At 62.5% G+C, this 26,151-nt stretch carries 21 protein-coding genes and 1 pseudogene; 4 read left to right on the top strand and 18 right to left on the bottom strand.

Going from position 1 to position 26,151, the window contains the following annotated elements; all coding sequences use genetic code 11:
• Positions 1–3 precede the first annotated feature (3 nt).
• The 5 genes and pseudogenes from zwf to V1286_RS26780 form a co-directional block, all read right to left on the bottom strand.
• Entirely contained in the window at positions 4–1,515 is a 1,512-nt protein-coding gene (zwf, locus tag V1286_RS26800; RefSeq protein ID WP_334484679.1) for a glucose-6-phosphate dehydrogenase, read from the bottom strand.
• Positions 1,516–1,521: 6 nt separating this feature from the next.
• Positions 1,522–2,517, bottom strand: a complete 996-nt coding sequence (gnd, locus tag V1286_RS26795; RefSeq protein WP_334484677.1) for a phosphogluconate dehydrogenase (NAD(+)-dependent, decarboxylating) — start codon at positions 2,515–2,517, stop codon at positions 1,522–1,524.
• Positions 2,518–2,529: 12 nt separating this feature from the next.
• Positions 2,530–5,376, bottom strand: a complete 2,847-nt coding sequence (locus tag V1286_RS26790) for a bifunctional transaldolase/phosoglucose isomerase (RefSeq protein WP_334484675.1) — start codon at positions 5,374–5,376, stop codon at positions 2,530–2,532.
• A 564-nt stretch (positions 5,377–5,940) separates the two neighbouring features.
• On the bottom strand, positions 5,941–6,390 hold the full coding sequence (locus tag V1286_RS26785; RefSeq protein WP_334484673.1) for a DsrE family protein: 450 nt from the start codon (positions 6,388–6,390) through the stop codon (positions 5,941–5,943).
• Positions 6,391–6,463: 73 nt separating this feature from the next.
• Positions 6,464–7,069, bottom strand: a pseudogene (locus tag V1286_RS26780) (hypothetical protein).
• A gap of 503 nt (positions 7,070–7,572) precedes the next feature.
• On the opposite strand from V1286_RS26780, the gene V1286_RS26775 reads away from it, so the two are divergent.
• Genes V1286_RS26775 through V1286_RS26765 form a run of 3 tightly spaced genes read left to right on the top strand, consistent with a single transcriptional unit; the run spans position 7,573 to position 12,350 of the window.
• Positions 7,573–9,516 (top strand): PrkA family serine protein kinase, encoded by a 1,944-nt coding sequence (locus V1286_RS26775; protein WP_334484671.1) that lies wholly within the window; start codon positions 7,573–7,575, stop codon positions 9,514–9,516.
• Between the two features lie 12 nt (positions 9,517–9,528).
• Positions 9,529–10,809 carry a YeaH/YhbH family protein gene (locus V1286_RS26770; protein WP_334484669.1) on the top strand — a complete coding sequence of 427 codons (1,281 nt, stop codon included), beginning with the start codon at positions 9,529–9,531 and terminating at the stop codon, positions 10,807–10,809.
• The gene (locus V1286_RS26765) at positions 10,806–12,350 is read left to right on the top strand and encodes a SpoVR family protein (RefSeq protein WP_334484667.1); all 1,545 of its coding nucleotides are present in this window, start codon (positions 10,806–10,808) and stop codon (positions 12,348–12,350) included. Before V1286_RS26770 ends, V1286_RS26765 begins: the two co-directional genes overlap by 4 nt.
• A gap of 645 nt (positions 12,351–12,995) precedes the next feature.
• On the opposite strand, the gene V1286_RS39150 is transcribed toward V1286_RS26765, so the two are convergent.
• The 13 genes from V1286_RS39150 to pqqA form a co-directional block, all read right to left on the bottom strand.
• Positions 12,996–13,670, bottom strand: coding sequence for a transposase (locus V1286_RS39150; protein WP_334484665.1), 675 nt, complete (start codon positions 13,668–13,670; stop codon positions 12,996–12,998).
• Positions 13,648–14,091, bottom strand: coding sequence for a hypothetical protein (locus tag V1286_RS39145; RefSeq protein WP_334484663.1), 444 nt, complete (start codon positions 14,089–14,091; stop codon positions 13,648–13,650). Before V1286_RS39145 ends, V1286_RS39150 begins: the two co-directional genes overlap by 23 nt.
• A gap of 112 nt (positions 14,092–14,203) precedes the next feature.
• The gene (locus tag V1286_RS26750; protein WP_334484661.1) at positions 14,204–15,259 is read right to left on the bottom strand and encodes a 2-oxoacid:ferredoxin oxidoreductase subunit beta; all 1,056 of its coding nucleotides are present in this window, start codon (positions 15,257–15,259) and stop codon (positions 14,204–14,206) included.
• Positions 15,256–17,106 (bottom strand): 2-oxoacid:acceptor oxidoreductase subunit alpha, encoded by a 1,851-nt coding sequence (locus V1286_RS26745; RefSeq protein ID WP_334484659.1) that lies wholly within the window; start codon positions 17,104–17,106, stop codon positions 15,256–15,258. The genes V1286_RS26750 and V1286_RS26745 overlap by 4 nt, the downstream gene beginning before the upstream one ends.
• Complete coding sequence (locus V1286_RS26740; protein WP_334484657.1) at positions 17,076–18,875, bottom strand: FAD-dependent oxidoreductase; 1,800 nt, start codon at positions 18,873–18,875, stop codon at positions 17,076–17,078. Before V1286_RS26740 ends, V1286_RS26745 begins: the two co-directional genes overlap by 31 nt.
• 288 nt (positions 18,876–19,163) lie before the next feature.
• A complete protein-coding gene (gene chrA, locus V1286_RS26735) occupies positions 19,164–20,363 on the bottom strand; it encodes a chromate efflux transporter (protein WP_334484655.1) in 1,200 nt (399 codons plus the stop codon).
• 24 nt (positions 20,364–20,387) lie between these two features.
• Positions 20,388–21,050, bottom strand: coding sequence for a hypothetical protein (locus V1286_RS26730; protein ID WP_334484653.1), 663 nt, complete (start codon positions 21,048–21,050; stop codon positions 20,388–20,390).
• An 11-nt stretch (positions 21,051–21,061) separates the two neighbouring features.
• On the bottom strand, positions 21,062–22,048 hold the full coding sequence (pip, locus tag V1286_RS26725) for a prolyl aminopeptidase (RefSeq protein ID WP_334484651.1): 987 nt from the start codon (positions 22,046–22,048) through the stop codon (positions 21,062–21,064).
• On the bottom strand, positions 22,038–23,246 hold the full coding sequence (gene pqqE, locus V1286_RS26720) for a pyrroloquinoline quinone biosynthesis protein PqqE (protein WP_334484649.1): 1,209 nt from the start codon (positions 23,244–23,246) through the stop codon (positions 22,038–22,040). The genes pip and pqqE overlap by 11 nt, the downstream gene beginning before the upstream one ends.
• Positions 23,243–23,554 (bottom strand): pyrroloquinoline quinone biosynthesis peptide chaperone PqqD, encoded by a 312-nt coding sequence (gene pqqD / locus V1286_RS26715; protein ID WP_334484647.1) that lies wholly within the window; start codon positions 23,552–23,554, stop codon positions 23,243–23,245. The genes pqqE and pqqD overlap by 4 nt, the downstream gene beginning before the upstream one ends.
• A 6-nt stretch (positions 23,555–23,560) precedes the next feature.
• The gene (gene pqqC / locus V1286_RS26710; protein WP_108519174.1) at positions 23,561–24,316 is read right to left on the bottom strand and encodes a pyrroloquinoline-quinone synthase PqqC; all 756 of its coding nucleotides are present in this window, start codon (positions 24,314–24,316) and stop codon (positions 23,561–23,563) included.
• A 20-nt stretch (positions 24,317–24,336) separates the two neighbouring features.
• Positions 24,337–25,266: a pyrroloquinoline quinone biosynthesis protein PqqB gene (gene pqqB, locus V1286_RS26705; protein WP_334484645.1), complete on the bottom strand. Its 930-nt coding sequence runs from the start codon at positions 25,264–25,266 to the stop codon at positions 24,337–24,339.
• A gap of 146 nt (positions 25,267–25,412) precedes the next feature.
• Positions 25,413–25,493 carry a pyrroloquinoline quinone precursor peptide PqqA gene (gene pqqA / locus V1286_RS26700; protein WP_035635412.1) on the bottom strand — a complete coding sequence of 27 codons (81 nt, stop codon included), beginning with the start codon at positions 25,491–25,493 and terminating at the stop codon, positions 25,413–25,415.
• A gap of 308 nt (positions 25,494–25,801) precedes the next feature.
• On the opposite strand from pqqA, the gene V1286_RS26695 reads away from it, so the two are divergent.
• The gene (locus V1286_RS26695) at positions 25,802–26,059 is read left to right on the top strand and encodes a DUF6894 family protein (RefSeq protein ID WP_334484643.1); all 258 of its coding nucleotides are present in this window, start codon (positions 25,802–25,804) and stop codon (positions 26,057–26,059) included.
• Positions 26,060–26,151: the final 92 nt, after the last annotated feature.

Below are 26,151 nucleotides of genomic sequence, written 5' to 3'. Positions count from 1 at the left end.
CGTTCACCCGAGCTTTCGCCAGCTTCGGCCGTCGCGCCTCAACAGTTCGTTCGCGTCCTCCGGCCCTTCGCTGCCGGCCTTGTAGGTCTGCAAGCCCTCGGCGCCCGCCTTCTTCCAGGCGTCGATGAACGGCTGCACCGCCTTCCAGCCTGCCTCGACGCTGTCGGCGCGCTGGAACAGGATATTGTCGCCGATCATGCAGTCATAGATCAGCGTCTCGTAGCCGGTCGAGGGCTCCGCCTTGAAATAATCCTTGTAGCGAAACTTCATCTCGACACCGTCGATCAGGATCGAGGGTCCGGGCACCTTGGTGTTGAACTGCAGCGCAATTCCCTCGTTCGGCGCGACGCCGATAACGAGGTAGTTCTGCGCCAGTGCTTCCACCGGCGTGCAGTTGAACATCGCGAACGGAGCCTGCTTGAATTTGATCGCGACTTCGGTGCGCTTGACGCCGAGCGCCTTGCCGGTGCGCAGGTAGAAGGGAACGCCGGCCCAGCGCCAGTTGTCGATGATCAGCTTCAGCGCCGCATAGGTTTCGGTGGTGCTGCCGGCTGCGACGTCCTCGATCTTCCGGTAGTCCTCGATCTGGCTATCGCCGATCCGGCCGGCCAGATACTGGCCGCGCACCGAATTCCGCAGCGCCTCTGCCTCGCTCTGGGCCTGGATCGCAGAGAGCACATCGGCCTTTTCCGCGCGCACCGAATGCGCGTCGAACCGTATCGGCGGCTCCATCGCGACCAGCGACAGCAACTGAAACAGGTGGTTCGGCACCATGTCGCGCAGCGCGCCGGTCTGGTCGTAGAAACTACCGCGGTGACCGACGCCGAGCTGTTCATTGACCGTGATCTGAACATGGTCGATGTGGTTGCGGTTCCAGATCGGCTCGAACATGCCGTTGGCGAAACGCAGCACCAAAATGTTCTGCACCGTCTCCTTGCCGAGATAGTGATCGATCCGGTAGATCTCGTGCTCATCGACGAGTTTGAGCAGTTCGCTGTTCAGCGCCCGTGCCGAAACGAGATCGGTGCCGAACGGCTTTTCCACCACCAGCCGCCGCCACGCGCCGTTCTCGGCCAGCATGCCGGTGCGGCCAAGCTCGCGGCTGATCGGCAGGAACGCGTTGGGCGGGGTCGCCAGATAGAACAGCCGGTTGCCGCCGGTGTTTCGCGCGGCTTCCAGTTCGGCGAGCTGCTTGCTCATCGCATCGAACGACGGCGGATCTTTCGGATCGGCCTCGATGCAGGTGAGGCATTGCAGCAGCCGCAGCGAAACCGCGTCGTCCACCGGCTGGGTCGCGAACTCGCGCAGGCCTTTCATCAGGCTGTCGCGCAGTTTGTCGTCCGTCATGCCCTTGCGAGCGACGCCGACCAGGCAGAACCTCTCCGGTAACAGATCGCTGGCGGCGAGGTTATAAAGCGCGGGCACGACCAGCCGGTGCGCGAGATCGCCGGTCACGCCGAAAATGACGAACGAGCAAGGATCGGGTTTTTTCTGTGCTGTCTGACCGACCGCCATGTCCGTTCAGGCCTTCGTGTCAGGTTTTTTCGGCGGCTCCTTGTGGCCACCGAAACCGGCCCGCATTGCCGACAGGATCTTTTCCGCAAAGGTGTGATCCTTGCGGGAACGGAAGCGTGCATAGAGCGCCGCCGTCAGCACTTCCGCCGGCACGGCCTCGTCGATCGCGGCATTCACGGTCCAGCGGCCTTCGCCGGAATCCTCCACGAAGCCGGAGTAATTCTCCAGCGTCTGGTTTTCCGCGAGCGCGGAGGATGTGAGATCGAGCAGCCAGGACGGGATCACGCTGCCGCGCCGCCACACCTCGGCGATGTCGGCGATGTCGAACGCGAAGCGGTGCTCCGGCGGCAGCGCTTCGATATTGGCGTTCTTCAGAATATCAAAGCCCTCGGCATAGGCCTGCATCAGGCCGTATTCGATGCCGTTGTGGATCATCTTGACAAAGTGTCCGGCGCCCGACGGGCCGGCGTGAATGTAGCCCTGCTCAACGCGCGGGTCGCGGCCCTCGCGGCCGGATGTGGGCGGGATGTCGCCAACGCCCGGCGCCAACGTCTTGAAGATCGGGTCGAGCCGGTCAACCACCGCCTTGTCGCCGCCGATCATCATGCAATAGCCGCGCTCGATGCCCCAGACGCCGCCGCTGGTGCCGACATCGAGATAATGCAGGCCCTTGGCCTTCAGCGCCGCGCCGCGGCGAACATCGTCCTGCCAGAACGTGTTGCCGCCATCGATGATGACGTCGCCGGGCTGCATCAGCTTTGCCAATGCCTCGATGGTCGCCTCGGTGATCTTGCCTGCCGGCAGCATCACCCAGGCGGTCCGCGGCTTGTCGAGTTTGGCCACGAAATCTTCCAGCGTATCAGCGCCGGTTGCGCCTTCGCCGGCGAGGCCGGCGACCGCCCTTGCGTCCTTGTCGTAGACCACGGCGGTGTGGCCGTTGTTCATCAGCCGGCGGACGATATTGCCGCCCATCCGGCCGAGCCCGATCATGCCGAGTTGCATATCCTGACTTTCCTAGCTGAGCGCTTCCGCAATCGCGGCATCGAGTGCGGACAGTCCCGATCCGAGATCGCCCTTGAGATGGACGCGCAGCGCGCGCCGCCCTCGTTCGGTGAGCACGTCGAAATCGCCGCGCGCCTGCGCCGCCTTGATGATGCCGAAACTCGCCTTCTGGCCCGGCACCGGTAAATCCTCGGCGTCGTCGGCCGTGATCTGCAGGAACACGCCGCTGTCGGGGCCGCCCTTGTAGGCTTGGCCGGTGGAATGCAGGAAGCGCGGGCCGAACTCGGCGCAAGTCGCGACGTGACGCGTGTCGCGCACCGCAAGCCGCATCTTCTGCAGCGAACCGATCGTGCCGGGGTCTCGCGCGATATAGGCGAGCAGGGCGACATAGTCGCCGTCGTCCGAACGCGACAGATGCGCCTTGATCCACGAGCCGAGCGTGCCGTCGGCACCGGCCTTGCGCAGTTCGGCCGCGTTGTGCGCGTCGGTGTAGAGATCGGCTTCATCGGTCGAGATCACCGGCTTCTCCGCAGGCAGCGCGCCGGTCTTCTCGAACGCGCTAGTCAGATCGCGGGTCTTGATCTTGGCTGCTTCCACATCGGGCTGGTTGAACGGGTTGATGCCGAGGATCGCGCCCGCCACGGCGGTGGCCATCTCAAACCGGAAAAACTCCTGACCGATATGGTCGATCGACTTCATCACGATGCGGGCCACGGGATGTCCGGCCGCCTCCAGCGCCTTGAGCCGGTCGTCATGCGAGGCGTCGTCCTCGCCTTCGGTACGGATATCGATGAAGAAGCGGTCGTTGCCGTAAAGCGAGGGATCGCCGAGCGGCTCGCCGTCGATCGGGATCAGGCCCTTGCCGTCCTTGCCGGTGGATTCGGCAATCAGTTGCTCGGCCCAGGCGCCGAAATCGGCGACCTTCGCTGACGAGGTGATCGTCACCTTGTCGCGGCCTTCGAGGCCGGCGAGACCCATCGCCAGGCCGAGCTGCACGCCGGGGTTTTCATGCGGCGGCACGTCGGCGCCGCAGGAGCGCACCATCGCCAGCGCGTGCGTGATCAGGCTGCGAACGTCGATACCGGCAGCCGCCGCCGGTACCAGCCCGAACGGCGACAGCACGGAATAGCGTCCGCCGATCGCGGGATCGCCATGGAAGATGCGGGCAAAGCCTTGGCTGATCGCGCCCTTCTCCAGCGACGAGCCGGGATCGGTGACGGCGATGAAGCGATGGCCGGCTTTGTCCTTGCCGATGGTTTTGGAGACGCGATCGAAGAAGTAATCCTTCATCACGTTCGGCTCGGTAGTGCCGCCCGATTTGCTGGAGACGATGAACAGCGTGTGGGCCAGATCGACCGTATCCTCCATCGCGCGCACCTGCGCGGGATCGGTGGAATCGAGCACATGCAGCTTCGGGAAACCGGATTTCCTGGCGAACGTTTCCGCCAGCACTTCCGGCCCGAGGCTCGATCCGCCCATGCCGAGCACCACGGCATCGCTGAAATTCTGTCCCTTCACGCGTCGCGCAAAATCCTCGTAATCGGCGACGTCGGCGGCCGCCGGGCTGTCGAGCCAGCCCAGCCATTTGTTCTCGTCGTCATCGGTCCAGACCGATTTGTCCTTCTGCCACAGGCGGCGGATTGTCGCCGACGCGCGCCAATCCTCGGTGCTCTTTGCCACGGCTTTCTTGATGCCGTCGCCGAGCACGAGTTGCTGGCGGTCGATGCCGCCGCCGAGCGAAGCTGCGCGTTTCTGCGCAACCGCGCCATAGAGCTTGTCAGCGGAATCCGCAAACAGCTTGACGCCGTCTTTGACCAGTTCTTCCGTGATGGCGTCGAGCGAGATGCCGGATTTTTCGAGCTCGTCCAGCACGCGCCTTGCGTCCTCGATATTTTCCTCGAGGCTGTCCCTAACTAGGCCATGGTCGCGGAATGCATCGAGCGTTGCCGGCGGCACGGTGTTGACGGTGTTGGGGCCGATCAGCTCCTCGACATACAGCACGTCGCTATAGTCCTTGTTCTTGGTGCCGGTGGATGCCCACAGCAGACGCTGCGGCTTGGCACCCTTGGCCGCGAGCTTCTCCCAACGGGGGCCCGCGAACAGCCGCTTGTAGTCCTGGTAGGCAAGCTTGGCGTTGGCGATGGCGACCTTGCCCTTCAGCGCGCTCAGCCGCTCCTTTTCGCTGGGATCGTTAGCCTTCGCGATCTTGTCGTCGAGCTGCTTGTCGACCGCGGTATCGATGCGGCTGACGAAGAAGGAGGCGACGCTGGCGACAGGCGCGGGATCGCCGCCATTGGCGACGAGTTTTTCAAGGCCGGCGATATAGGCCTCCGCCACCTCGCGATAGACCTCTTGCGCGAACAGCAGCGTGATGTTGATGCTGATGCCTTCGCCGATCAGATGTTCGATCGCAGGCAGCCCTTCCGGCGTGGCCGGGACCTTGACCATCAAATTCTGCCGCTTGACGTCCTTCCAGAGCCGTCCGGCTTCCGCAATGGTCCCCTTGGTATCCATCGCCAGATAGGGCGAGACCTCGAGGCTGACGAAACCGTCGGTGCCGTTCAAGTGGTCGTAAACCGGACGCAGCACGTCGGCGGCGTTCTGGATGTCCTCGACGGCGAGCACCTCGAACAGGTCGGCGACGGGGCGGTCGCCCGCCTTCAGGGCGTGACCGATCGCGCCGTCATATTCGTCCGAACTCCCGATCGCCTTTTCGAAGATCGAGGGGTTCGACGTCACACCCTTGACGCCATCGGTATCGATCAGCGCCTTGAGGCCGCCCTTGGCGACGAAGCCGCGGGCGAGGAAGTCCAACCAGATTGCCTGGCCGTGGTTTTCGAGTGCTTTGACGGGATTCATGGTGCCTGTTCTGTTCAGTCGGTTTTCCGGGCTTCCGGCAGCTTTCGGGGGCAGGGCCGGAAAGTCAATATTTGGTTGGGCATGCAGCCTGATGGAATGGAGCGGTCCGGGACGATAACGCCATTGGCACCGGTTCGATCCCGAAAATGGCCGGTCTTGCCAGCCTGGATCCCAGCGGATCGATCGAACCGGCTTCCCGAAATTGTGACACCAACGGGCACAAGCACGAAGTCGTGAAGGAGGCCGTCATGGACAGTCGTTTCTCGGCCCCCGCCTGCGTCGTGCTTTGGTGCGGCGTGATCGCGCTTGGTGCGACCGCGGCGGAAGCGGCCGGCATCGGCGTGCATCTGAGGGTTCATGCGCAAAACATTCCGCGGGCGGTTGCAGGGGGACACAATCCGCATGTCGGCGCGGGAGCGGGCGCGCAGGCGGCGTCGCGACTGCATCCGAACATTAAGAAGTATTCAGCTCGATACAGCGGGCGAAAGTGCGGCGATCAAATCGCGCAAATGAGCGATCGACGTGAAAGGTTCACGTCAATCGCAAGATCCAAAGGACTAGGCCTTAAGGTCGGAGGTAAAGATAACCTTGCGATTGCAGCTCGGCGATCCGCACCACGCCGCCCTGCTCGGCGGCGATGAAGCCCGGCAGCAAATCCTTCAGCGCGACATTCTGGGACTTCATGGTGTTGCCGCAGGCGGCGAGTTCGAGACTGGCTTTCGCGAATTGACCGACGCGCTTCGAAAGATCGGGGTTGGCGGAAGCCGAGTGAAACGCGCGCAACGCCTGGCCGTGAACCACCAGCGCGATCGTGACATGGTCGGGACCGCCGACGCCGTCGAGATGGTTCTGGATGTTGCCCAGCACAAAGCTGACCTTGTCGAGGTCGTTGAGGTGGTAGGCCACTTTCAATTTTGCCGAAGGTGCTGGCTCCCCAGCCGCGCTGGCGCGAGAGGCGGCAAGGGCTGCGCCGAAAGCCGAAATCGCGCCCCACAGGATATTGCGTCGATGCATGAAAATCTTTCCGGCCAAAGTGGTGTGGGTCACAGACCAAAGTAGTGAGGCGTACCAACCTATGTAGTATGGCTCATTTGTGCCGGAGTGCCGCAAGCTCCTCGCGATCCGCCACCAACCCGGAGCATTCGTGCAGATCGGCGCGATCAACGCGGAAGATCTTGTCGTCGGCGCCGGCAACCAGATCATTGCTGGCGTCGTCGTCGGGCTTGTTGCGCTCCCAGATCCTGATCCGCTCCAGCCGGATCAGCGCGGATTTGTCGTCCTTCATCGCCACGTTAATGCCGCCGCCTTCGCAATCGACGCCGCAGCCAAGTCAAATTTCACCGCCGGTGTTTTCGGCGACAATGTGATTGCAGTAGCCGCTGGAATCGAAATTGCCGGCGCGGTGGCGATATTTGAAGCCGAGGCGGAACGAATAATTGACGGTCTTGTCTTCCGGCGCGTGTTCGGCCGTCACCAACAGCTTCATTGCGCTGACCTTCTGCTTCGGATGCTCCGCCAGATGGCTGGCGTCATAACGACGCACGAAGCAGGCATAGGTCTTGTGGCTGAGCGGGCCGCCGAACATCTGAGTATGGAAGGCGACGGCTTTGGCTTTGTCGACGCCTTCCTGGGCGTGACAGGCATGGGCTCCGATGACGGAGGCAGCGGCGGCGGCGATGCAGGCGTATTTCATGGCAGACTCGGGCTAAACGCGCGGCATGTTACTTTAGTTGCAGTTGGCGCCGGGTGCGTTCAACACCCCGTCCGCGATGAACGCGTGTTAATCTTGGCCTTATTTGCCGCTAACCGGCCGCCCGAAGGTCACAAAAGGCGCGGTTATCGCGCGTCCGGGCCGTTTCAGAGCCCCGAAGTGCTCTGTTTGGCTGTTCGGGGTTTGCCAGGCGGATGCAGATTCGAGCCGCGTGACCGCTCAGATTCCTTAAAAAATCCCTTACGGCGTGCTCAGTACTTCCCCGGTAAAAAATGTTGCAGCACGGCTACAACGCGAGCGAAATGGCACCGTATCTTTACGAGGAGGAGGCCGTTAGCACGACTATTGCATTGCATTGTGAAGTCGCTCGCGTGTCCAATCGACCCATGTGCTGATTGTGATTCGCGAACGGAAGCTGTGGCGCTCCGACACTGGAACCCGAGTGGTGCGTCCGGCATTTACAGGTGACCATGGAGAGACGGATCATGTACAACGATTCTCTGTTCAATGCTTTCGCCCGGTCCTTCGAAGCTCGAAGCCAGACCGACATGTCGATGGCCGAATATCTGGAGTCGTGTCGAAGCGATCCGATGCGATATGCCAATGCGACCGAACGACTACTAGCTGCGATCGGTGAGCCTCAGATGATTGACACGGCCAAGGACCCTCGCCTTGGCCGTATCTTTTTGAATCGCACGATGCGGCTCTATCCGGCTTTCGCCGGCTTCTACGGGATGGAAGACACGATCGAGCGCATCGTCGGGTTCTTCCGCCACGCGGCGCAGGGCCTCGAAGAGCGCAAGCAGATACTTTATCTGCTCGGGCCTGTCGGTGGTGGAAAGTCGTCACTTGCCGAACGCCTCAAGTCGTTGATGGAAGTCCACCCCATTTACGTGTTGAAGGCCGGCGACGAGCTCAGCCCGGTATTCGAAAGCCCGCTCAGCCTGTTCGATCCGGAATCGCTCGGGCCGATGCTCGAGGAAAAGTACGGCATTCCGCGCCGGCGCCTCAGCGGGCTGATGAGCCCGTGGTGCTACAAACGTCTCGAAGCCTTCGGTGGCGACATCTCGCAATTCCGCGTCGCCAAGATCCAGCCGTCGCGGCTGCGCCAGATCGCGATCGCCAAGACCGAACCCGGCGACGAAAACAACCAGGACATCTCGTCACTGGTTGGCAAGGTCGATATCCGCAAGCTGGAGACCTTCGCCCAGAACGACCCTGACGCCTACAGCTATTCGGGCGGTCTCAATCGCGCCAACCAGGGCATTCTCGAATTCGTCGAGATGTTCAAGGCGCCGATCAAGATGCTGCATCCGCTGCTCACGGCAACGCAGGAGAGTAACTATATCGGGACCGAGAACATCGGCGCGATCCCGTTCACCGGTATCGTTCTCGCCCACTCCAACGAGTCGGAATGGCAAAGCTTCAAGGCCAACAAGAACAACGAGGCCTTCATCGACCGCATTTGCGTCATCAAGGTGCCGTACAGCCTGCGCGTCACCGAAGAGCAGAAGATCTATGAGAAGCTGATCCAGAGCTCCGAACTGGCCACCGCGCCGTGCGCGCCGGCCACGCTGGAAACGCTGGCGCGGTTCTCGGTGATGTCGCGGTTGCACAGGCACGAGAACTCGACCGTGTTCGCCAAGATGCGGATCTACGACGGTGAAAGCCTGAAGGAATCCGATCCGAAGGCCCGCAGCGTTCAGGAGTACAGGGATGCCGCCGGCGTCGATGAAGGCATGGACGGCGTTTCGACCCGCTTCGCCTTCAAGGTTCTCGCTGCGACCTTCAACCACGACACCAATGAGGTCGGTGCCGACGCGGTCCATCTGATGTACACGCTGGAGCAGGCGATCCGGCGCGAGCAACTTCCCGACGAGGTCGAGAAGCGTTATATCGAGTTCATCAAGGCCGAACTGGCGCCGCGCTATGCCGAATTCATTGGGCATGAGATCCAGAAGGCCTATCTGGAGTCCTATGCGGACTACGGCCAGAACCTGTTCGACCGCTATGTCGACTATGCCGATGCCTGGATTGAGGATCAGGATTTCAAGGATCCCGACACCGGACAACTGCTCGATCGCGAACTGCTCAATCAGGAGCTGACCAAGATCGAAAAGCCGGCCGGCATCGCCAACCCCAAGGACTTCCGCAACGAGGTCGTGAAGTTCTCGCTGCGGTCGCGGGCCCAGAACGGCGGCAAGAACCCGGCATGGACCAGCTACGAGAAGATCCGGGAAGTGATCGAAAAACGGATATTCTCCCAGGTCGAGGATCTGCTTCCCGTGATATCCTTCGGTTCGAAGAAGGACGGCGAGACCGAGAAGAAGCATGATGACTTCGTCGCGCGCATGGTCGAGCGAGGCTACACCGAGCGGCAAGTCCGCCGGTTGGTCGAGTGGTACATGCGCGTAAAACAGGCAGGCTGAGGCGGATGAAACGTGGCTATTCATATTGTCGACCGGCGCCTGAATCCGGGTAGCAAGAGTCTTGAGAACCGCCAGCGCTTTCTGCGTCGGGCCAAGGCGCTGGTTCAGGGGGCCGTAAAGAAATCGTCGCAGGACCGGGACATCAAGGATGTCCTGGAAGGCGGCGAGGTCAGCGTCCCGATCGACGGCATGGACGAGCCGCGCTTTCGCCGTGAGGGCGGCACGCGCGACATGGTGCTGCCTGGCAACAAGAAGTTCGTCGAAGGCGATATTCTCCCGCGGCCAAGCCCGAGCGGCGGCAAGGGGAGGGGTGCGGGCGAGGGCGACAGCGAAGATACCTTCCGCTTCGTTCTCAGCCGCGACGAGTTTGTCGACCTGTTCCTGGACGACCTCGAATTGCCCGATCTCGCCAAGCGAAAGCTGGCCGAGGTCGAAAGCCAGGGCATTCGCCGGGCGGGCTACACAACTTCCGGCTCGCCCGCCAATATTTCGGTGAGCCGAACGGTCAGTCGCGCCCTGGCGCGGCGCGTGGCGCTGCGGCGGCCGAGGCCGGAGGTGCTGGCGGCGCTCGAGGCGGAGCTTAAGGACTGCAGCGACGAGGCGCGCCGCGCCGAACTCATGGCCGAGATCGAGGCGCTGAAGGCCAAGATACGCCGCATCCCGTTCATCGATCCGATCGACATCCGCTACCGGCGTTTCGAGACGGTGCCGAAGCCGGTGGCGCAGGCCGTCATGTTCTGCCTGATGGACGTCTCCGGTTCGATGACCGAGCATATGAAGGATCTCGCCAAGCGGTTCTATATGCTGCTCTACGTGTTCCTGAAGCGGCGCTATCGCCACGTCGAGATCGTTTTCATCCGGCATACCGATCGGGCCGAGGAGGTCGACGAGCAGACATTCTTTTACGGACCGGCTTCCGGTGGCACGCTGGTGTCGAGCGCGTTGCAGGCGATGCACGACATCGTTCGGTCGCGGTTCCGCCCGGACGACTGGAATATCTATGCCGCGCAGGCTTCCGACGGCGACAATTCCTACGCGGATGGCGAGGTCACGAGCCGGCTTCTGACCGACAAGATCCTGCCGGTCAGCCAGTTTTTTGCCTATCTGGAAGTCGGCCAGGAAAATGGCCTTAGCTACGAAATGCCCAATTCGTCGCTCTGGACCCTTTACGAAAGCCTGCGCGCGAGCGGCGCGCCGCTGTCGATGCGCAAGGTCAACGAGCGCAGTGAGATCTTCCCGGTGTTCCACGATCTCTTCAAGCGCCGCAGCCAGCAGGAAAGAAACGCGTCATGACCGCGACCGACCAACTGCTGTTTCAGGGCGCCGACTGGGACTTCCGGACGCTGCAGCGGATCTGCGACGCCTGCGAGCAGGTTGCGCGGGACGAGTTGGGGCTCGATGTCTATCCCAACCAGATCGAGGTCATTACCGCCGAGCAGATGCTGGACGCCTATTCGTCGGTCGGCATGCCGCTGTTCTACAAGCATTGGTCGTTCGGCAAGCACTTTGCCTTTCAGGAGGCATCCTATCGCAAGGGGCTGATGGGGCTGGCCTACGAGATCGTCATCAACTCGTCGCCGTGCATTTCCTACCTGATGGAAGAAAATACCGCGACGATGCAGACGCTCGTGATCGCGCATGCCGCCTTCGGCCACAATCATTTCTTCAAGAACAACTATCTGTTCAAGCAATGGACCGACGCCGACGGCATTCTGGATTATCTCGAATTCGCCAAGCGCTATGTGGCGCATTGCGAGGAACGCCACGGCCGGCTGGCGGTCGAGCATACGCTCGATGCCGCGCACGCTCTTATGTCGCACGGGATCGATCGCTATCCCGGCAAGAAGAGTCTCGACCTGCGCGCCGAGGAAAAGCGGGCGGGAAGGCGCCGTGCTCATGAGGAGAGCGCCTTCAACGATTTGTGGCGCACCGTTCCGGCCGGCAAAGTGAAGAGCGACGCAATACTGGACATCGAGCGCCGTCGCCAAATGCTCGGCCTGCCGCAGGAAAACCTGCTGTACTTTCTCGAGAAGACGGCGCCGCGCCTGCGTCCCTGGCAGCGCGAAATACTGCGGATCGTGCGGCACATCGCGCAGTATTTCTATCCGCAAAGCCAGACCAAAGTGATGAACGAGGGCACGGCGACCTACGTTCACTATCAGATCATGAGCCGGCTGCACCAGCAGGGACGACTGACGGACGGCAACTTCCTCGAATTCCTGCAGTCGCACACCAACGTCGTGTTCCAGCCCGAGTTCGACGATCCGCGCTATTCCGGATTCAATCCGTATGCGCTGGGATTTGCGATGATGCAGGACATCGAGCGCATCGTGACCAATCCGGAAGCCGAGGATCACGAGTGGTTTCCGGATATCGCCGGCAAGGGCGATGCCATGGGTGTGTTGCGCGACATCTGGGCCAATTATCGCGATGAAAGCTTCATCAGCCAGTTCATGAGCCCGAGGCTGATGCGGCACTTCCGGCTGTTCCATCTGCATGACGATCCGGAGGAGCGCGGCGGTATCCTGGTCGACGCCATCCACAACGAGCGCGGTTACCGCCGGCTGCGGCGCGAACTGGCGCGGCAATACGACGTCGGCTTCATCGACGCCAACATCGAAGTCGTCGACGTCGACCTCGCCGGCGATCGTCGGCTGATGTTGCGCCACACCGTGGTGAAGGGCGCCCAGCTCAGCGAAGCCGACGCCAAGCGCGTGCTGCAGCACCTTGCCGATCTCTGGAGCTATGACGTGTCGCTCGTCGAGACCGACGGGGCCGGCAAGGTCATGAAGGAGTATGTCGCAAACCCGCGGAACATCGCCGTGGCAGCGTAGCTGGGTTTACTGCGTGATGAATCCCCTCATGGTGAGGAGCCGCGATGGCCCGTAGCCCGGGTGAAGCGAAGCGAAACCCGGGACCGCCGCCGAATGTCGCAAGAATCCCGGATTACGCGGAGCCTGTCATCGGGCGCGCATTCGCGCGACCCGTTGGCTCCATCCGGGCTTGTATGGGGTTGTGGTTGTCAAGGGGAATGATTGATCAGGGCATGTGTTGCTCCCGGTCGTTGTCGTGGAGCGCGCTGCGCTCGCAGTGGCTGTTTCGTTCCGATGGTTGATCGCTGCGCCAGGCGCGGCCGCGGTCAAGGTTGGCCGCAGGCCACCGCCGGAGGCGGCGCGTAGCGACCTTGACGGCGGCAAGGCTGGCGCGAAGCTTTCGGATCGGAACGTTTTGGTGCGCGCGGTGAGCGGGTTGACGCGACATCCTGGACTGGGCCGTGACGTTGTTATGCGGCAGACACCGCATCAACTTGTATCCGGTCGGGTGTGGTGACCCGGACCCTGATCTTTCATGCACGGGTGAAGGTAAGGCCCAGAAGAGACGGGACCCATCTACGAAAGCGGAATCCGAAGACCCAAGCCCGGGTTCGGTCACACGTCTGTCCTGGGTCACGTCGGCCGTCATTGGCGCACCGGCGTTCGTTAGAGGCTTGGGCGCAGCGCCGCGCCGGTTGGCACGAGGCCGGTTTCCAGATAGCGCCACAGGTTGCCAACCCGCGCGCGGAACCAGCGGCTCAGCTCGCTGTCGGGCTGATGGCTCAGCCACAGCCAGGCGAGCTCGATTGCGGTCGTTCGCGCCCGGCGATTGCCCGCCTTGCTGATGCCCTGTTGTCGACGGCGGGCGCCGCTGTCGTAGGGCATGTCGGTCAGTCCGACGCAACTGCCGACCTGACGCCGGTTCTTAAAGTCACGGTAGAAGACCTCGTTGGCCAGGAGCTGGGCGATGTGCGGGCCGATCGCCTTGAGTTGGGCAAGCTGAACCGCCTTCGCCTCGACCGAGTCCTTTGCCGGTGCCCGATGCGCGGCCGCATTCGCCGCCTCGAGCGCCCTGATCTGCGTGTGCACCAATACCAGCCGCTCATGCTCGCGGCGGATCTCATCCTTCAGCCGTGGCGGCAGAACGCGCCCATCGCCGGTACGCATCTCGTCCAGACCCGACAAGAAGCCCGGCTTCAGGGGCATGACATCGCGGATGCCCTGGCCATGCAGCAGCCCCTTGATCCGGTTGCTGTGTCCGGTGCGCTCCTTCAGCAGCCGCTCGCGCTCGCGCGTACGCCGTTTGCGATCCTCATCCTCAGGCGTGGGAACCCGAACCATGCTGCAAACCCGCGGTTCGCCCCGCAGGTACGCCAGAAACGAGCGCATCAACTGCGCCAGGTCGATCCGATCGGTCTTGGCACGCCGGGCCCGCCCGGTTCACCTCGATGCTCGACGCATCGATCTCGTAATTGAGTACCTCGTTGTCGGCCAGCCAGCGGTGCAGCCAATGACCGTCGAGACCCGCTTCATAGCAGGACAGAATACGAACCGGCTTCCCCGCCTGCGCCGCCTTCGCCCGAGCCTTGACCAGCAAACCCGACAGCGCCGCCAGGTCGCCCCCATCAATCCGGTAACGGCTCATCTTCTCGCCGCCAGGCATCATTATGCCCAGCTGCCATTTCGCCTTGCTCAGTTCGAAAGCAATGTAAACCGTGCCATACTCGCAGCCGGCGGGTGTGTCAGTGTGATCAGTGCGCATCGTTGATCCTCCGGGTGGTTGGGTGCTCGCAAACTCAGCTTACCCCTGACCACCTGCCACCCCATAGGATCTACGAACGCCTCACGATGAGGGGCTTGAACAGTCTTGACGCCTACCGCAGGCTGGCATTGATCTTTTCCAGCGCTGATGTGCCGGGGCACAGGTCCTTGGCTTCCAGCGTATTGAGCGGCGTCTCGACGGTGTCGAGATGGGTGTGGAGGTCTTCCGAATCCGGATCGACGTAGAGCAGTCCGGTCACCACCTGGCCCTTGGCCGCGTGCTTCTGCAGGAAGGTCATGGCCGCCAGCCGGTCGTTGGCGTCATAGTCGGCGTCGATCTTGCGCAGCGCCAGCCTCGTACCGTCATGCTGTTCGACTACCTGCACCGTGCCCGGCGCGTAATCGACCGTGATCGGGTCGCGGCCGGTGAGCACATCGAGGCGATTCACCGCGTCGTTATGTTCGCGGACGTAATCAAAACTCTTGGTCGAGCCGGCGTGGTTGTTGAAGGCGATGCAGGGGCTGATGACGTCGATGAACGACGCGCCCTTGTGCCGGATCGCGGCCGCGATCAGCGGCACCAGCTGGTTCTTGTCGCCGGAGAAGCTGCGCGCCACGAAGCTCGCGCCGAGTTGCAGCGCGATCGCCACCAGGTCGATGGCGTTGTCGGTGTTCATCACGCCCTTCTTGGACTTCGAGCCGCGGTCGGCGGTCGCCGAAAATTGCCCCTTGGTCAGCCCGTACACGCCGTTGTTCTCGACGATGTAGGTCATGTTGACGGCGCGCCGGATCGAATGCGCGAACTGGCCGAAGCCGATCGAGGCACTGTCGCCGTCGCCGGAAACGCCGAGATAGATCAGGTCGCGGTTGGCGAGGTTGGCGCCGGTCAGGACCGACGGCATGCGGCCGTGCACGGAGTTGAAGCCGTGCGAATTGCCGAGGAAATAGTCCGGCGTCTTCGACGAGCAGCCGATGCCGGAAATTTTTGCCACCCGGTGCGGCTCGATCGAGAGTTCATAGCAGGCCTCGATGATCGAGGCGGTGATCGAGTCGTGGCCGCAGCCTGCGCACAGCGTCGAGATTTTTCCTTCGTAATCCCGGTGGGTGTAGCCGAGCTCGTTCTTGGGCAGGCCGGGATGATGGAACTTGGGCTTTGCGATGTAGGTCATGACACGGCCTTGCGGAGAGGGGTCACCTTGAGATGGTCCTGGTGGTCGCCGATGGCATTCGCAATGAAGCGCGCGGTGATCGGCGTGCCGTCATAGTGCAGGATCGGCACCAGCCGGACCGGATCGATACCGTTCTCGTTGACGATCAACTGGCGCAACTGGCCGTCGCGGTTCTGCTCGACCACGTACACGAAATCATGGTCGGCGATGAAGCTCGCCACGCTGGAATGGAACGGGAAGGCGCGGATGCGCAGGCGATCGAGCTGATGCCCGCGCGCTTCCAAAAGCCCGATCGCCTCGTCCATCGCCGGCGCCGTCGAGCCGAAATAGATCACGCCGTATTTGGTCGGCTTGGCGGCGTTGGCCTGCAATGGCCGCGGTACCATGTCCTGCGCCGTTTCGAACTTGCGCACCAGCCGCTGCATGTTGTCGGCATAGATCGCGCCTTCTTCCGAATAGCGCGCGTAGCGGTCGCGCGAAGTGCCGCGGGTGAAGAACGAGCCCTTGGTCGGATGCGTGCCGGGATAGGTGCGGTAGGGAATGCCGTCGCCGTCGACGTCGAGATAGCGGCCGAAATCGCGGCCGGGCTCGTCGAGCATTTCCGCCGTCATCACCTTGCCGCGGTCATATTGCCTGGCGTCGTCCCACTTCAGCGGGCGGCACAGCCGGTGATTCATGCCGATGTCGAGGTCGAGCATCAGGAAGATCATGGTCTGCAGCCGGTCGGCGAGGTCGAACGACTGCGCCGCGAACTCGAACGCTTCGGCCGGATCTTCCGGGAACAGCAGGACGTGCTTGGTGTCGCCGTGCGAAGCATAGGCACAGGCGATGATGTCGCATTGCTGGGTGCGCGTCGGCATGCCCGTCGAGGGGCCGGCGCGCTGGATGTTCATGATCACGGCCGGAATCTCGGCGAAATAGGACAGGCCGATGAATTCGGTCATCAGCGAGATGCCGGGACCGGAAGTCGCGGTGAAGGCCCGCGCGCCATTCCAGGAGGCGCCGATCACGATGCCGATGGATGCGAGCTCATCTTCGCCTTGCACGATCGCGTATTTGGCCTTGCCGGTCTCAGGGTCATGCCGCAGCTTCTTGCAGTGGCTCGTGAAGGCCTCCGCCACCGACGACGACGGCGTGATTGGATACCAGGCGCAGACGGTGGCGCCGCCATAGACCGCGCCGAGCGCAGCCGCGCTGTTGCCTTCCATGAAAATGCGGTCGCCGACCTTATCGGACTTCTTCACCCGCAGCCCGACCGGGCATTTCAAGTTCTGCAGCGCCCAGTCGCGGCCGAGATGCAGCGCGTGGACGTTGGAGGACAAGAGCTTCTCCTTGCCCTTGTACTGTTCGGCAATCAATTGCTCGACGATCTTCGGGTCCATGTCGAGCAGGGCGCACATCGCGCCGAGATAGATGATGTTCTTGAACAGTTGGCGCTGGCGCGGATCGGTGTAGGTCGAATTGGTGATTGCCGTCAGCGGCACGCCGATCACGTTGATATCCGCGCGGAATTTCGACGTCGGCATCGGCTTGGTCGAATCGTAGAACAGATAGCCGCCGGGCTCGATCGAGGCGACGTCCTTGTCCCAGGTCTGCGGGTTCATCGCCACCATCATGTCGACGCCGCCGCGGGCGCCGAGATGGCCGGCTTCGGTGACGCGCACCTCGTACCAGGTCGGAAGGCCCTGGATGTTGGAGGGGAAGATGTTGCGCGGAGACACCGGTACGCCGTGGCGCAGGATCGCGCGCGCAAACAGCTCGTTGGCGCTAGCCGAACCCGAGCCGTTGACGTTGGCGAAACGGACGACGAAGTCGTTTACGCTGCTGATCGGGCTTTGGACTGGCATGTTGTTCCCGCGTGAGTCATGTCGATGAGGTATTTCTGCATGTCCCAGGCACCCGTGGGACAACGCTCGGCGCACAGCCCGCAATGCAGGCAGACGTCCTCGTCCTTGACCATGACGCGGCCGGTCTTGAGGCCCTCGGCGACATAGAGCGCCTGGTCCTGGTGCGGCGAGGGCGCCTTCAATCGCTGCCTGAGATCCTCTTCCTCGCCATTCTCTGTGAAGGTGATGCAGTCCATCGGGCAGATGTCGACGCAGGCATCGCATTCGATGCAGGCGGGCGCCGAGAATACGGTCTGCACGTCGCAGTTCAGGCAACGCTGCGCCTCACCGAGCGCGAGCTTGACGTCATAGCCGAGCTCGACCTCGGCCTTGATGTCCTTCAGCGCGATCACCTTGTCGCGATGCGGCACCTTGTAGCGCTTGTCCCCCGAGATATCGTTGTCGTAGCTCCACTCGTGGATGCCCATCTTCTGCGACGAGACATGCACTTCCGGCAACGGGCGCTCGGTGATGTCTTCGCCCGAGATCATCTTGTGGATCGACAGCGCGGCGTCGTGGCCGTGCGCGACCGCCCAGATGATGTTCTTCGGGCCGAACGCGGCGTCGCCGCCGAAGAAAACTTTCGGATTGGTCGATACAAAGGTCTTCGCGTCGACCTGCGGCATGTTCCACTTGTCAAACTCGATGCCGCAATCGCGCTCGATCCAGGGGAACGCATTCTCCTGGCCGACCGCGACCAGCACGTCGTCGCAGGGGATGGTCTGGTTGGGTTCGCCCGAGGGCACCAGGTTGCGGCGGCCCTTGGCGTCGTATTCGGCCTTCACCTTCTGGAAGGTGACGCCGATGAGCTTGCCGCTGACATGCTTGAATGCCACCGGCACCATGTAATTGAGGATCGGAATGTCCTCGTGCAGGGCGTCTTCCTTTTCCCAGGGGCTCGCCTTCATTTCCTCGAAGCCGGAGCGGACGATGACTTTCACGTCTGCGCCGCCGAGCCGGCGCGCGGTGCGGCAGCAATCCATCGCGGTGTTGCCGCCGCCGAGCACGATGACGCGCCTGCCGATCTTCTCGACATGACCGAACGAGACCGACGCCAGCCATTCGATGCCGATGTGGATATTGGCGGCTGCTTCCTTGCGGCCGGGGATATCGAGCTCGCGGCCGCGCGGGGCGCCGGAGCCGATGAAAATCGCGTCGTAGTTTTCGCCGAGCAGCTTCTTCAGGCTGTCGATGCGATGCCCGCCCTTGAACTCGACGCCGAGGTTGAGGATGTAATCGGTCTCCTCGTCGATGACGTTGTCAGGCAGGCGGAACTTCGGAATCTGGCTCCGCATCATGCCGCCCGCCTTGGGATCGGCATCGAACACGGTGCAGTGATAGCCGAGCGGCGCGAGGTCGCGCGCCACTGTAAGCGAGGCGGGGCCGCCGCCGACCAGCGCGATGCGCTTGCCGTTTTTGGCCAGCGGCTTCGGCATGCGGTGCTTGACGTCGTCCTTGAAGTCGGCGGCAACGCGCTTCAGGCGGCAGATCGCAACCGGAGTTTCCTCGACGCGGCCGCGGCGGCACGCGGGTTCGCATGGACGATCGCAGGTGCGTCCCAGAATTCCGGGAAACACATTCGATTGCCAATTGATCATGTAGGCGTCGCTATAACGCCCTTCGGCAATCAAACGGATGTACTCGGGAACCGGTGTGTGTGCGGGGCAGGCCCATTGGCAATCGACCACTTTGTGAAAGTAGTCTGGCGCCGAGATATCAGTCGGTTTCATTCCTACCTTGTCCGCGCAAGCTACGGGAACGCGGCCTTATTTTGGCTCGAACGCTTAACGAGCGTTCTTGTGGTTTTTGAATTGGATCATAGGCTTATCTTATTAGAGCCATTCCAGACGCCGCGCACAAGGCAATTTTGTGCGATCTCCGGCCTTCAACTGCATGGGAGCTAGGGCTTAGCGTCGCACATCGATGCGGCAGTGCAGCATGTGCAGTGCAGCTTCAACTTCGAACACGGCAAGTACGCGCATGTCGGGCAAAATGGACGCAGATGCGATGAGGTGTGCTCAAATCAGTCGCAGGGTGGCTCCTGTCGCCGCCAGCAGGACGACGACAATCCAGGGCGGCCATTTCCACACGGTCAGCAGCAGGAAGCCCGCCAACGCGACGGCGAAATCCCGCGGCGTAAGCACGGCGCTGGTCCAGACCGGATTGTAGAGCGCCGCCCCAAGGATGCCGACCACGGCGGCATTGGTGCCGCGCATGGCGGCTTGGGCGGTGGGACGCAGGCGTAGCGCATCCCAGAACGGCAGCATGCCGTAGACCAGGAGTAGCCCCGGCAGAGACAGCGCGACCAGTGCGATCGCAGCGCCGGCGAGACCGTTGGGAGCGGGACCTATGGCGCCGAGATAGGCCGCGAACGTGAAGAGCGGTCCGGGCACCGCTTGCGCCATGCCGTAGCCAGCGAGGAAATCCTCGTTGCTGACCCAGCCCGGCGTCACCACTTCCGCCTGCAACAGCGGCAGCACGACATGGCCGCCGCCGAACACCAGCGAGCCGGAACGATAGAACGCGTCGAACAGCGCAAGGCCTTGCGAGCCGGTTCGCGCCGTCATCAGTGGCGTGACAAGGAACAGCACTGCGAAAAGCACGAGCGCGATTACGCCGTGTTGACGCGACACCGAAAAGCCGAGTTGACCGGTCAGCGCCGGCCCGTCGCCGCGGCACAGCCAGAGCCCGGCCAACGCCCCAAGCGCGATGGCGCCGATCTGCCCGAACGATCCGCCGACGAAAACCACGATCGCAACAGCCGCAAGCGCGATCGCCGCCCGCGCCCGGTCCGGCGTCAGGCTGTTGGCCATGCCCCAGATCGCTTGCGCGACGACGGCAACCGCGACCAGCTTCAGGCCGTGAAGAATCCCCTCGGCGAAGGGGCCGGTGAGGGCGGTTGCGCCGAGCGCAAAGGCGAACAGAATGATCGCCGACGGCATCGTGAAGGCGAACCAAGCCGCCAATCCGCCAAGCAGGCCGTTGCCGCGCAGGATGCCGAGGGTGAAGCCGACCTGGCTGGAAGCCGGCCCCGGCAAGAACTGGCAGAGCGCAACGATGTCGGCGTAGCTGCTCTCGCTCAGCCATTTCCGCCGCTCGACGAATTCGGTCCTGAAATAGCCGAGATGCGCAATCGGCCCGCCGAACGATGTAAGGCCCAGCTTGAGGAAGGCGGTAAAGACTTCCGCGGTACTGCCCATGGCATTTTGGTCATTCATGGCATCGGGCATCGATCCCAAGCCCTAGCCGAGGTCGCTTTTGGCGATATCCCACATCAGCCGGTAGACGCCGCTGGAAATCACCAGCGGCTTGAGTGCGGCATTGTCGAGAAACCGCGCCGCCGCAGAAGGGACGGCGCCTACGTCAGTTGCATCGATCAGCACGAACCAGTCGCCGGCGCCGGGATTGGGCGTCGAGGGATCGTCGGTGATCGGTTTTGACAGCGCCGGATCGCTCTCGATCAAATGCATGGAGATGATGCCGTCGAGTTGTGCGGGATCGAGTTGCTCGCGGAGCGCGGCGCGCAGTTTGTCTTCGCCGCCGGAAGGGCGCAGCCGGATGATGCCGAGCGCCGCGCCGCGGCCGGTGCCCTGGCTGATCGTGATGCGCGCGACCGCCCGGATCATGTTCTGGAAGCGGGCGATGTTGGCCTTCGACCACGCCGTCTGGTTCGAAAGCGCGGTGCGATAGGCCGGACTGTCCAGCACCTCAAACGTTTCGGTGGAGTAGAGGCTGAGATATTTCGGGTTGCCGTCGTGGGCGACATAGCGGCGCGCTTCGAGGAAGCCATCGATCGCGACGCGTTCTTCGAGATGTTCGCGGTCGTACCAGCGATTGAATTCGGCTTCGTCCTTCGCGTCGATGTTCATGGACGTCAGCAGCATGCCTTTTCCGGCGATCGGCATTTTCTTGATTCCTATTTGCCCGTTCTGGAAGCCATGTCCGCGATCGCCTTCATCACGGCATCGCGGACGCCGGGATCGTACAGCGTGTGGCCGGCGCCCTCGACAAAACGAATCTCGGCCTCGCGCCACACCGCCGCAAGCGCATGCGAGGTCGCGGGCGGGCACAGCAGGTCATATCGGCCCTGCACGATGATGCCGGGGATGCCTTTGAGCCTGCCCGCTTCGCGCAGCAACTGGTTGGGCTCCATGAAACAGTCATTGGCGAAGTAGTGCGCTTCCATGAACGGCGTGGCCGGCAGGCCTCGCGATGAACTAAGCGTCGCCAGATCGAGGCGTATGCGGTTCGGCGTGTGTTCGGAAAGAATGCGCTCGGTTTCGCCCCATGCCCGCGCCGCGGGAATATTCACGTCAGGATTGGGATCGAGGATACGGCGAAAATAGGCCTGCAGCGGTTGCGCGCGTTCGCCTTCCGGCAGCACGCTCATGAAGTCGTCGTAAAGGCCGGGATAGAACCGCGGCATTACCTTGAGAAAACCGTTTTCGATTTCCTCTGATGTGCCGAGAAAGGTGGCGCGCAGCACGATGCCGGTGACGCGGTCGGGATGGGCTTGCGAATAGGCCAGCGCCAGCGTCGCGCCCCAGGAGCCGCCGACGATCATCCAGCGCTCAAGTTCGAATTTCTCGCGGATCGCTTCCATGTCGGCGATCAGATGCGGCAACGTGTTGGCTTCGCGGCGGCCCTTGGGGCGGCTGCGGCCGGCGCCGCGCTGGTCGAACAGCACGGCGTGGAAACGCTCGGGATCGAACAGCCGGCGATGGTCCGGCTGGCAGCCGCTGCCGGGCCCGCCATGCAGGTAGACCGCGGGGATGCCACCGGCGCGACCGACGCTTTCAACGTAAATGTCGTGACCGTCGCTGACTGGGAGCTGCTCCGACGTCAGCGGGGCAAACGGATCGGCGCGTTTGACGGATTTGCCGGCGTCGGCGTCAGGCGCCATGCTTGCCTTCCGTCTCCAGCGTGCCGCCGGCGAAATTGCGATAGAGGAAGCGGTCCTGGTGCGCGGCCGCCTCGCGCTCGGCCTGCTTGAAGATCTGCTCGTGCATCGGCGACAGCGTGCACGCCGGGTCGGTATTGCCGGCATCGCCGGTCAGCGCAAAGGCCTGGCACCGGCAGCCGCCGAAATCGATTTCCCGGAATTCGCAGCTCTTGCATGGCTCGGGCATCCAGCCGGTGCCGCGATAGCGGTTGAAGGCTTCGGAATTCTGCCAGATCCAGGCGATCGAATGATTTGAGCGCACGGACAAGAATTCGAGCCCGGTGATGCTCTCGGCCGCGTGGCAAGGCAGGACCTTGCCCGCCGGAGAAATGTTGAAGAACTGCCGGCCCCAGCCGCCCATGCATTTCTTCGGCCGCAGCGCGTAGTAATCCGGCACCACATAGTCGATGGCGAGAATGCCCTTCAGCCGCACGGTGGCTTCCTCGACGATGCGGCTGGTCTCCTCGATCTGTTCGAGCGTCGGCATCAAGGCGGCGCGGTTCTTCAGCGCCCAGCCGTAATATTGAACGTTCGCCACTTCCAGCCTGTCGGCGTCGAGATCGACCGCCATCTGAATGATGTCTGCGAGCTGGTGCAGGTTCTGCCGGTGCATGACGGCATTGACCGTCAGCGGCATATCGAGCTCGCGCGTCCATTTCGCGGCTTCGACCTTTTTCTCGTGAGAATTCTTCAGCCCGGCGACGCGATCGGCCACCATGGGCTCATTGCCCTGGAAACTGATCTGCACATGGCAGAGGCCGGCATCGGCCAGCGCCGAAAGTCTTTCCTTGGTCAGCAGCACCGCCGATGTAATGAGGTTGCTGTATAGCCCGACGTCGGTCGCATGCTGCACCAGTTCCACCAGGTCCTTGCGTGCGGTCGGCTCTCCCCCGGAGAAATGGATCTGCAGCACGCCGATTTCGGCGAGCTCACTCAAAACCTTCTTCCATTCGTCGGTCGTCAGCTCACTGCCAGCACGGTCGAGCTCGACCGGATTGGAGCAATAGGGGCACTGCAGCGGGCAGCGGTGCGTCAGCTCCGCGAGCACGGCAAGCGGAATGCCGAACGTTTCCGCGGTCGAACGTTGCGATTCCAGAACCGCAAGCCCGTCGCTGGGCGCGGCGCCGGCTGTTTTACCATCGGCGAGAATGTCGCTCATGACGTCTTCTCACGCGCTTCGGTCAGAAAGCCCTTGTCGGCGAGGTCCTGCAGCATCCCGATGACGTCGACTAAGATCGCCTCGCGCGGCGCGGCATATTTGGCGGCGAGCTGGTCGGCCATCTCGCCGACGCTGCGCACGCCGTCGCAGAGCTGCAGCACTTCCACCGCGATCTCATCCGGCGCCAGCACGCGTTCCGGCGCCAGGATCACCCAGACCTGCCGCGTCTCATCGAATTTCAGCCGGGCATGTCGCGGCAATTTCGGCCGGCTCCCCTCGCTGACACTGATGTTGCGGCTCGCAGCCATCGATCGCTAGTCTCCTCTGGGCACGAACGCCCCGGGCGGTATGTGGCCCTCGACATAGGCATGATACAGCGCGTCGAGCTGAACCCATAGCACATTGGTCTTGAAGATCAGCGCATTGCAGACCGCCTCGCGCTCGGCGTGCGTCTTCGCATTGGCCTTGACGTATTCCAGCGCAAAACCCGCGTCGCGCGGGGCCTGCGTCAGGCGCCGGCTGAAATAGCTCATGATGTCAGGGTTGACGAAATCATAGTGCTGCAGCATCCCGGAGATGCGTTCCTCATGCAGGTTCGGCGCGAACAGTTCCGTGAGCGAGGAGGCGATCGCTTCCAGCGGCGTCTTGTCACGGCAGAAATGCACATAGGCCTCCACCGCAAATCGTGTCGCGGGCAGGATGCCTTCGGTCGATTCCACATAGGCGCTGTCGAGCCCGAGCCCCTCGGTCAGCTTCAGCCAGCGCTCGATACCGCCTTCGGAGCCGATATCGCCGTCGTGATCCTCGATCCTGTGCCGCCATTCGATCCGGGTCGCGCGGTCGCGGAACCGGGAGATCACCATCGCGTCCTTGAGCGGGATCGTGCTCTGGTAAAAATAGCGGTTCAGCGCCCAGGCCTGCACCTGCCCCTTGTTGAGCTTGCCGCCATGCAGCAACCGGTGGAACGGATGCAGATTGTGATAGCGCGTCGCGCCGATGTGGCGGAGCATCGCTTCGAGTTCATCGGCGCTGTTGAGCGTGATGCCCTTGCCGATCGACAGGGCGGTCATTTCCGCCTTGGCCATGACATTCACAGCGTGATCTCCGTTCCGTCAGCTGGAATCTGCCAGCCTGCCTGTTCCAATTCCTTTCGCTCGTCCGAGCCGGTGAGCAACGCGGGGTTGGAGTTGTTGATATGCAGGAACATTTTGCGGCCGACATCGAGGCCGGCAAGGCTCTCGATCGCGCCATGTGTGCCCGACATTGAAATATGGCCCATCCCTTGTCCCGTTTTAGTGCCCAGCCCCTGGACGATCAATTCATCGTCGCGCCACACGGTGCCATCGAAGAACACCAGCGCGGCGCCCGCCAGGCGCGATTTGAGATCGTCGGTCACGTCAGCGCAGGCGGCCAGGAAATAGAAGTACTTGCCGCTTGCCTTGTCCAGAATCCGCAAGCCCAGCGTATCGCCCGCGCCGTCGCCGCCGGCCGGATGCGCCTTGCCTTCGAGATACCACGCGCCCTTGCCGGGAACCGCGAAGGGAAGGATTTCCATGCCGGATGGGGAGCCATCGGGCAGGGCTGGCTCGAACGCCTTGTCGACCTCGATTGGCCGCCGCTTCACGTTGTTGTCGCCCAGTACGTTAAAGATGCTGTTGGATCGCAAAATCGCAAGGACCCGCTCATGCGCATAGAGCGTGAACGGCGAACCCTCCCGCATCGACAGCAGCCCTGCGACCGCATCGACCTCGCCATTGGTCAGGATCACGCCTGCGATCGGGCTGTGCCTGAGCTGACCTGCCTTGGGGTGAAGCTGCGGCGTCGCAATCACCTGCTGGCGCAGGTCGGGCGAAGCGTTGATGAGATACCAGTGCGCACCATCGGCGCTGACCGCGATCGAGGCTTGGGTACTACGCAGTTCGGGATTTTCGCTTCGTGCTATCAGGCACACCGGACATCCGCAGTTCCACTGCGGAATCCCGCCGCCTGCGGCGGCGCCCAGGACGACGACGCGAAGCATGATCCGTCTCCTGGAGATTCCAGACTTGAAGAAACAAGCTGAATTACAAACGCCGCAAAGTGGACACCGGCGTCGGACACAGTCCCGCTATCGGAACGTGTCGGGCCCGGAGGTCCACCTGCGTAAGATGTGAAATGCGCTGCCGCTTACTTGCGGGTGGCGCACATATACATGTTGATTTCCATGCCGACCGATACTTCGACGATTTTTGGTGCTTTCCAGGCCATTGGCGCCTCCCTTTTGTTACCGGACGAACTCCGCCCTTGCGGATTAAGGTACTGCGGATCAAAAAGTTCGCCAGTTAAATCTTTTGCCTGGAACCCCATTTGTTTATGCTGCGCCGCAAAGGGGATTTCACGGGGTTGTGTGGAGGTTCTCGGTCAAAACGGCGTGGGATCAAGCCTTTCGCGGTTGTTTGCACCGCCACGAATGGCAATTCTGGGTGTGACGGGGCGCAGCCGGCTCCGGATAAAGACCTTGTGAGATAGTAGCGGCCTCCGGTTGCGGGGCCTCAAACGGAGCCAGGTTTCAGCCGATGCCGCGATATTATTTCAACACCCGTATCGGCGACGAGCTGATCCCCGATCCCGACGGCGAAGTACTTGTCGATCCCGATCGCGCCTGGGAAATGGCGCGTGCGATGATCCGGGAGCTGCTCAAGACTGACGGCGCCGATGGCGCGCTGTTGAGCGCGATCATCGAGGTGACCGACGACGACGGCGAGCTCGTGCTGGAGTTTCCGTTCGCCGAAGCGATCCTCGACGCCCCCGGCGCCTCGGTTACGAAGCATTGACGCGCGATGAAGCCGGTCTGCGTCGGCCGACCACTCGGCCGCCGCCGTTTCCGTGAGGCATGTTTCCGGTTGCGCAACGACGGAAAAATATC

Source organism: Bradyrhizobium algeriense, assembly GCF_036924595.1.
GTDB classification, from domain to species: Bacteria; Pseudomonadota; Alphaproteobacteria; order Rhizobiales; family Xanthobacteraceae; genus Bradyrhizobium; species Bradyrhizobium algeriense.
This window is presented reverse-complemented; position numbering and strand designations above follow the sequence as displayed.

Coding starts and splice junctions, on each gene's coding strand:
- zwf (WP_334484679.1), bottom strand. CDS start 1,515: ATGGCGGTCGGTCAGACAGCACAGAAAAAACCCGATCCTTGCTCGTTC.
- gnd (WP_334484677.1), bottom strand. CDS start 2,517: ATGCAACTCGGCATGATCGGGCTCGGCCGGATGGGCGGCAATATCGTC.
- V1286_RS26790 (WP_334484675.1), bottom strand. CDS start 5,376: ATGAATCCCGTCAAAGCACTCGAAAACCACGGCCAGGCAATCTGGTTG.
- V1286_RS26785 (WP_334484673.1), bottom strand. CDS start 6,390: ATGCATCGACGCAATATCCTGTGGGGCGCGATTTCGGCTTTCGGCGCA.
- V1286_RS26775 (WP_334484671.1), top strand. CDS start 7,573: ATGTACAACGATTCTCTGTTCAATGCTTTCGCCCGGTCCTTCGAAGCT.
- V1286_RS26765 (WP_334484667.1), top strand. CDS start 10,806: ATGACCGCGACCGACCAACTGCTGTTTCAGGGCGCCGACTGGGACTTC.
- V1286_RS39150 (WP_334484665.1), bottom strand. CDS start 13,670: ATGGTTCGGGTTCCCACGCCTGAGGATGAGGATCGCAAACGGCGTACG.
- V1286_RS39145 (WP_334484663.1), bottom strand. CDS start 14,091: ATGCGCACTGATCACACTGACACACCCGCCGGCTGCGAGTATGGCACG.
- V1286_RS26750 (WP_334484661.1), bottom strand. CDS start 15,259: ATGACCTACATCGCAAAGCCCAAGTTCCATCATCCCGGCCTGCCCAAG.
- V1286_RS26745 (WP_334484659.1), bottom strand. CDS start 17,106: ATGCCAGTCCAAAGCCCGATCAGCAGCGTAAACGACTTCGTCGTCCGT.
- V1286_RS26740 (WP_334484657.1), bottom strand. CDS start 18,875: ATGAAACCGACTGATATCTCGGCGCCAGACTACTTTCACAAAGTGGTC.
- chrA (WP_334484655.1), bottom strand. CDS start 20,363: ATGAATGACCAAAATGCCATGGGCAGTACCGCGGAAGTCTTTACCGCC.
- V1286_RS26730 (WP_334484653.1), bottom strand. CDS start 21,050: ATGCCGATCGCCGGAAAAGGCATGCTGCTGACGTCCATGAACATCGAC.
- pip (WP_334484651.1), bottom strand. CDS start 22,048: ATGGCGCCTGACGCCGACGCCGGCAAATCCGTCAAACGCGCCGATCCG.
- pqqE (WP_334484649.1), bottom strand. CDS start 23,246: ATGAGCGACATTCTCGCCGATGGTAAAACAGCCGGCGCCGCGCCCAGC.
- pqqD (WP_334484647.1), bottom strand. CDS start 23,554: ATGGCTGCGAGCCGCAACATCAGTGTCAGCGAGGGGAGCCGGCCGAAA.
- pqqC (WP_108519174.1), bottom strand. CDS start 24,316: ATGACCGCCCTGTCGATCGGCAAGGGCATCACGCTCAACAGCGCCGAT.
- pqqB (WP_334484645.1), bottom strand. CDS start 25,266: ATGCTTCGCGTCGTCGTCCTGGGCGCCGCCGCAGGCGGCGGGATTCCG.
- pqqA (WP_035635412.1), bottom strand. CDS start 25,493: ATGGCCTGGAAAGCACCAAAAATCGTCGAAGTATCGGTCGGCATGGAA.
- V1286_RS26695 (WP_334484643.1), top strand. CDS start 25,802: ATGCCGCGATATTATTTCAACACCCGTATCGGCGACGAGCTGATCCCC.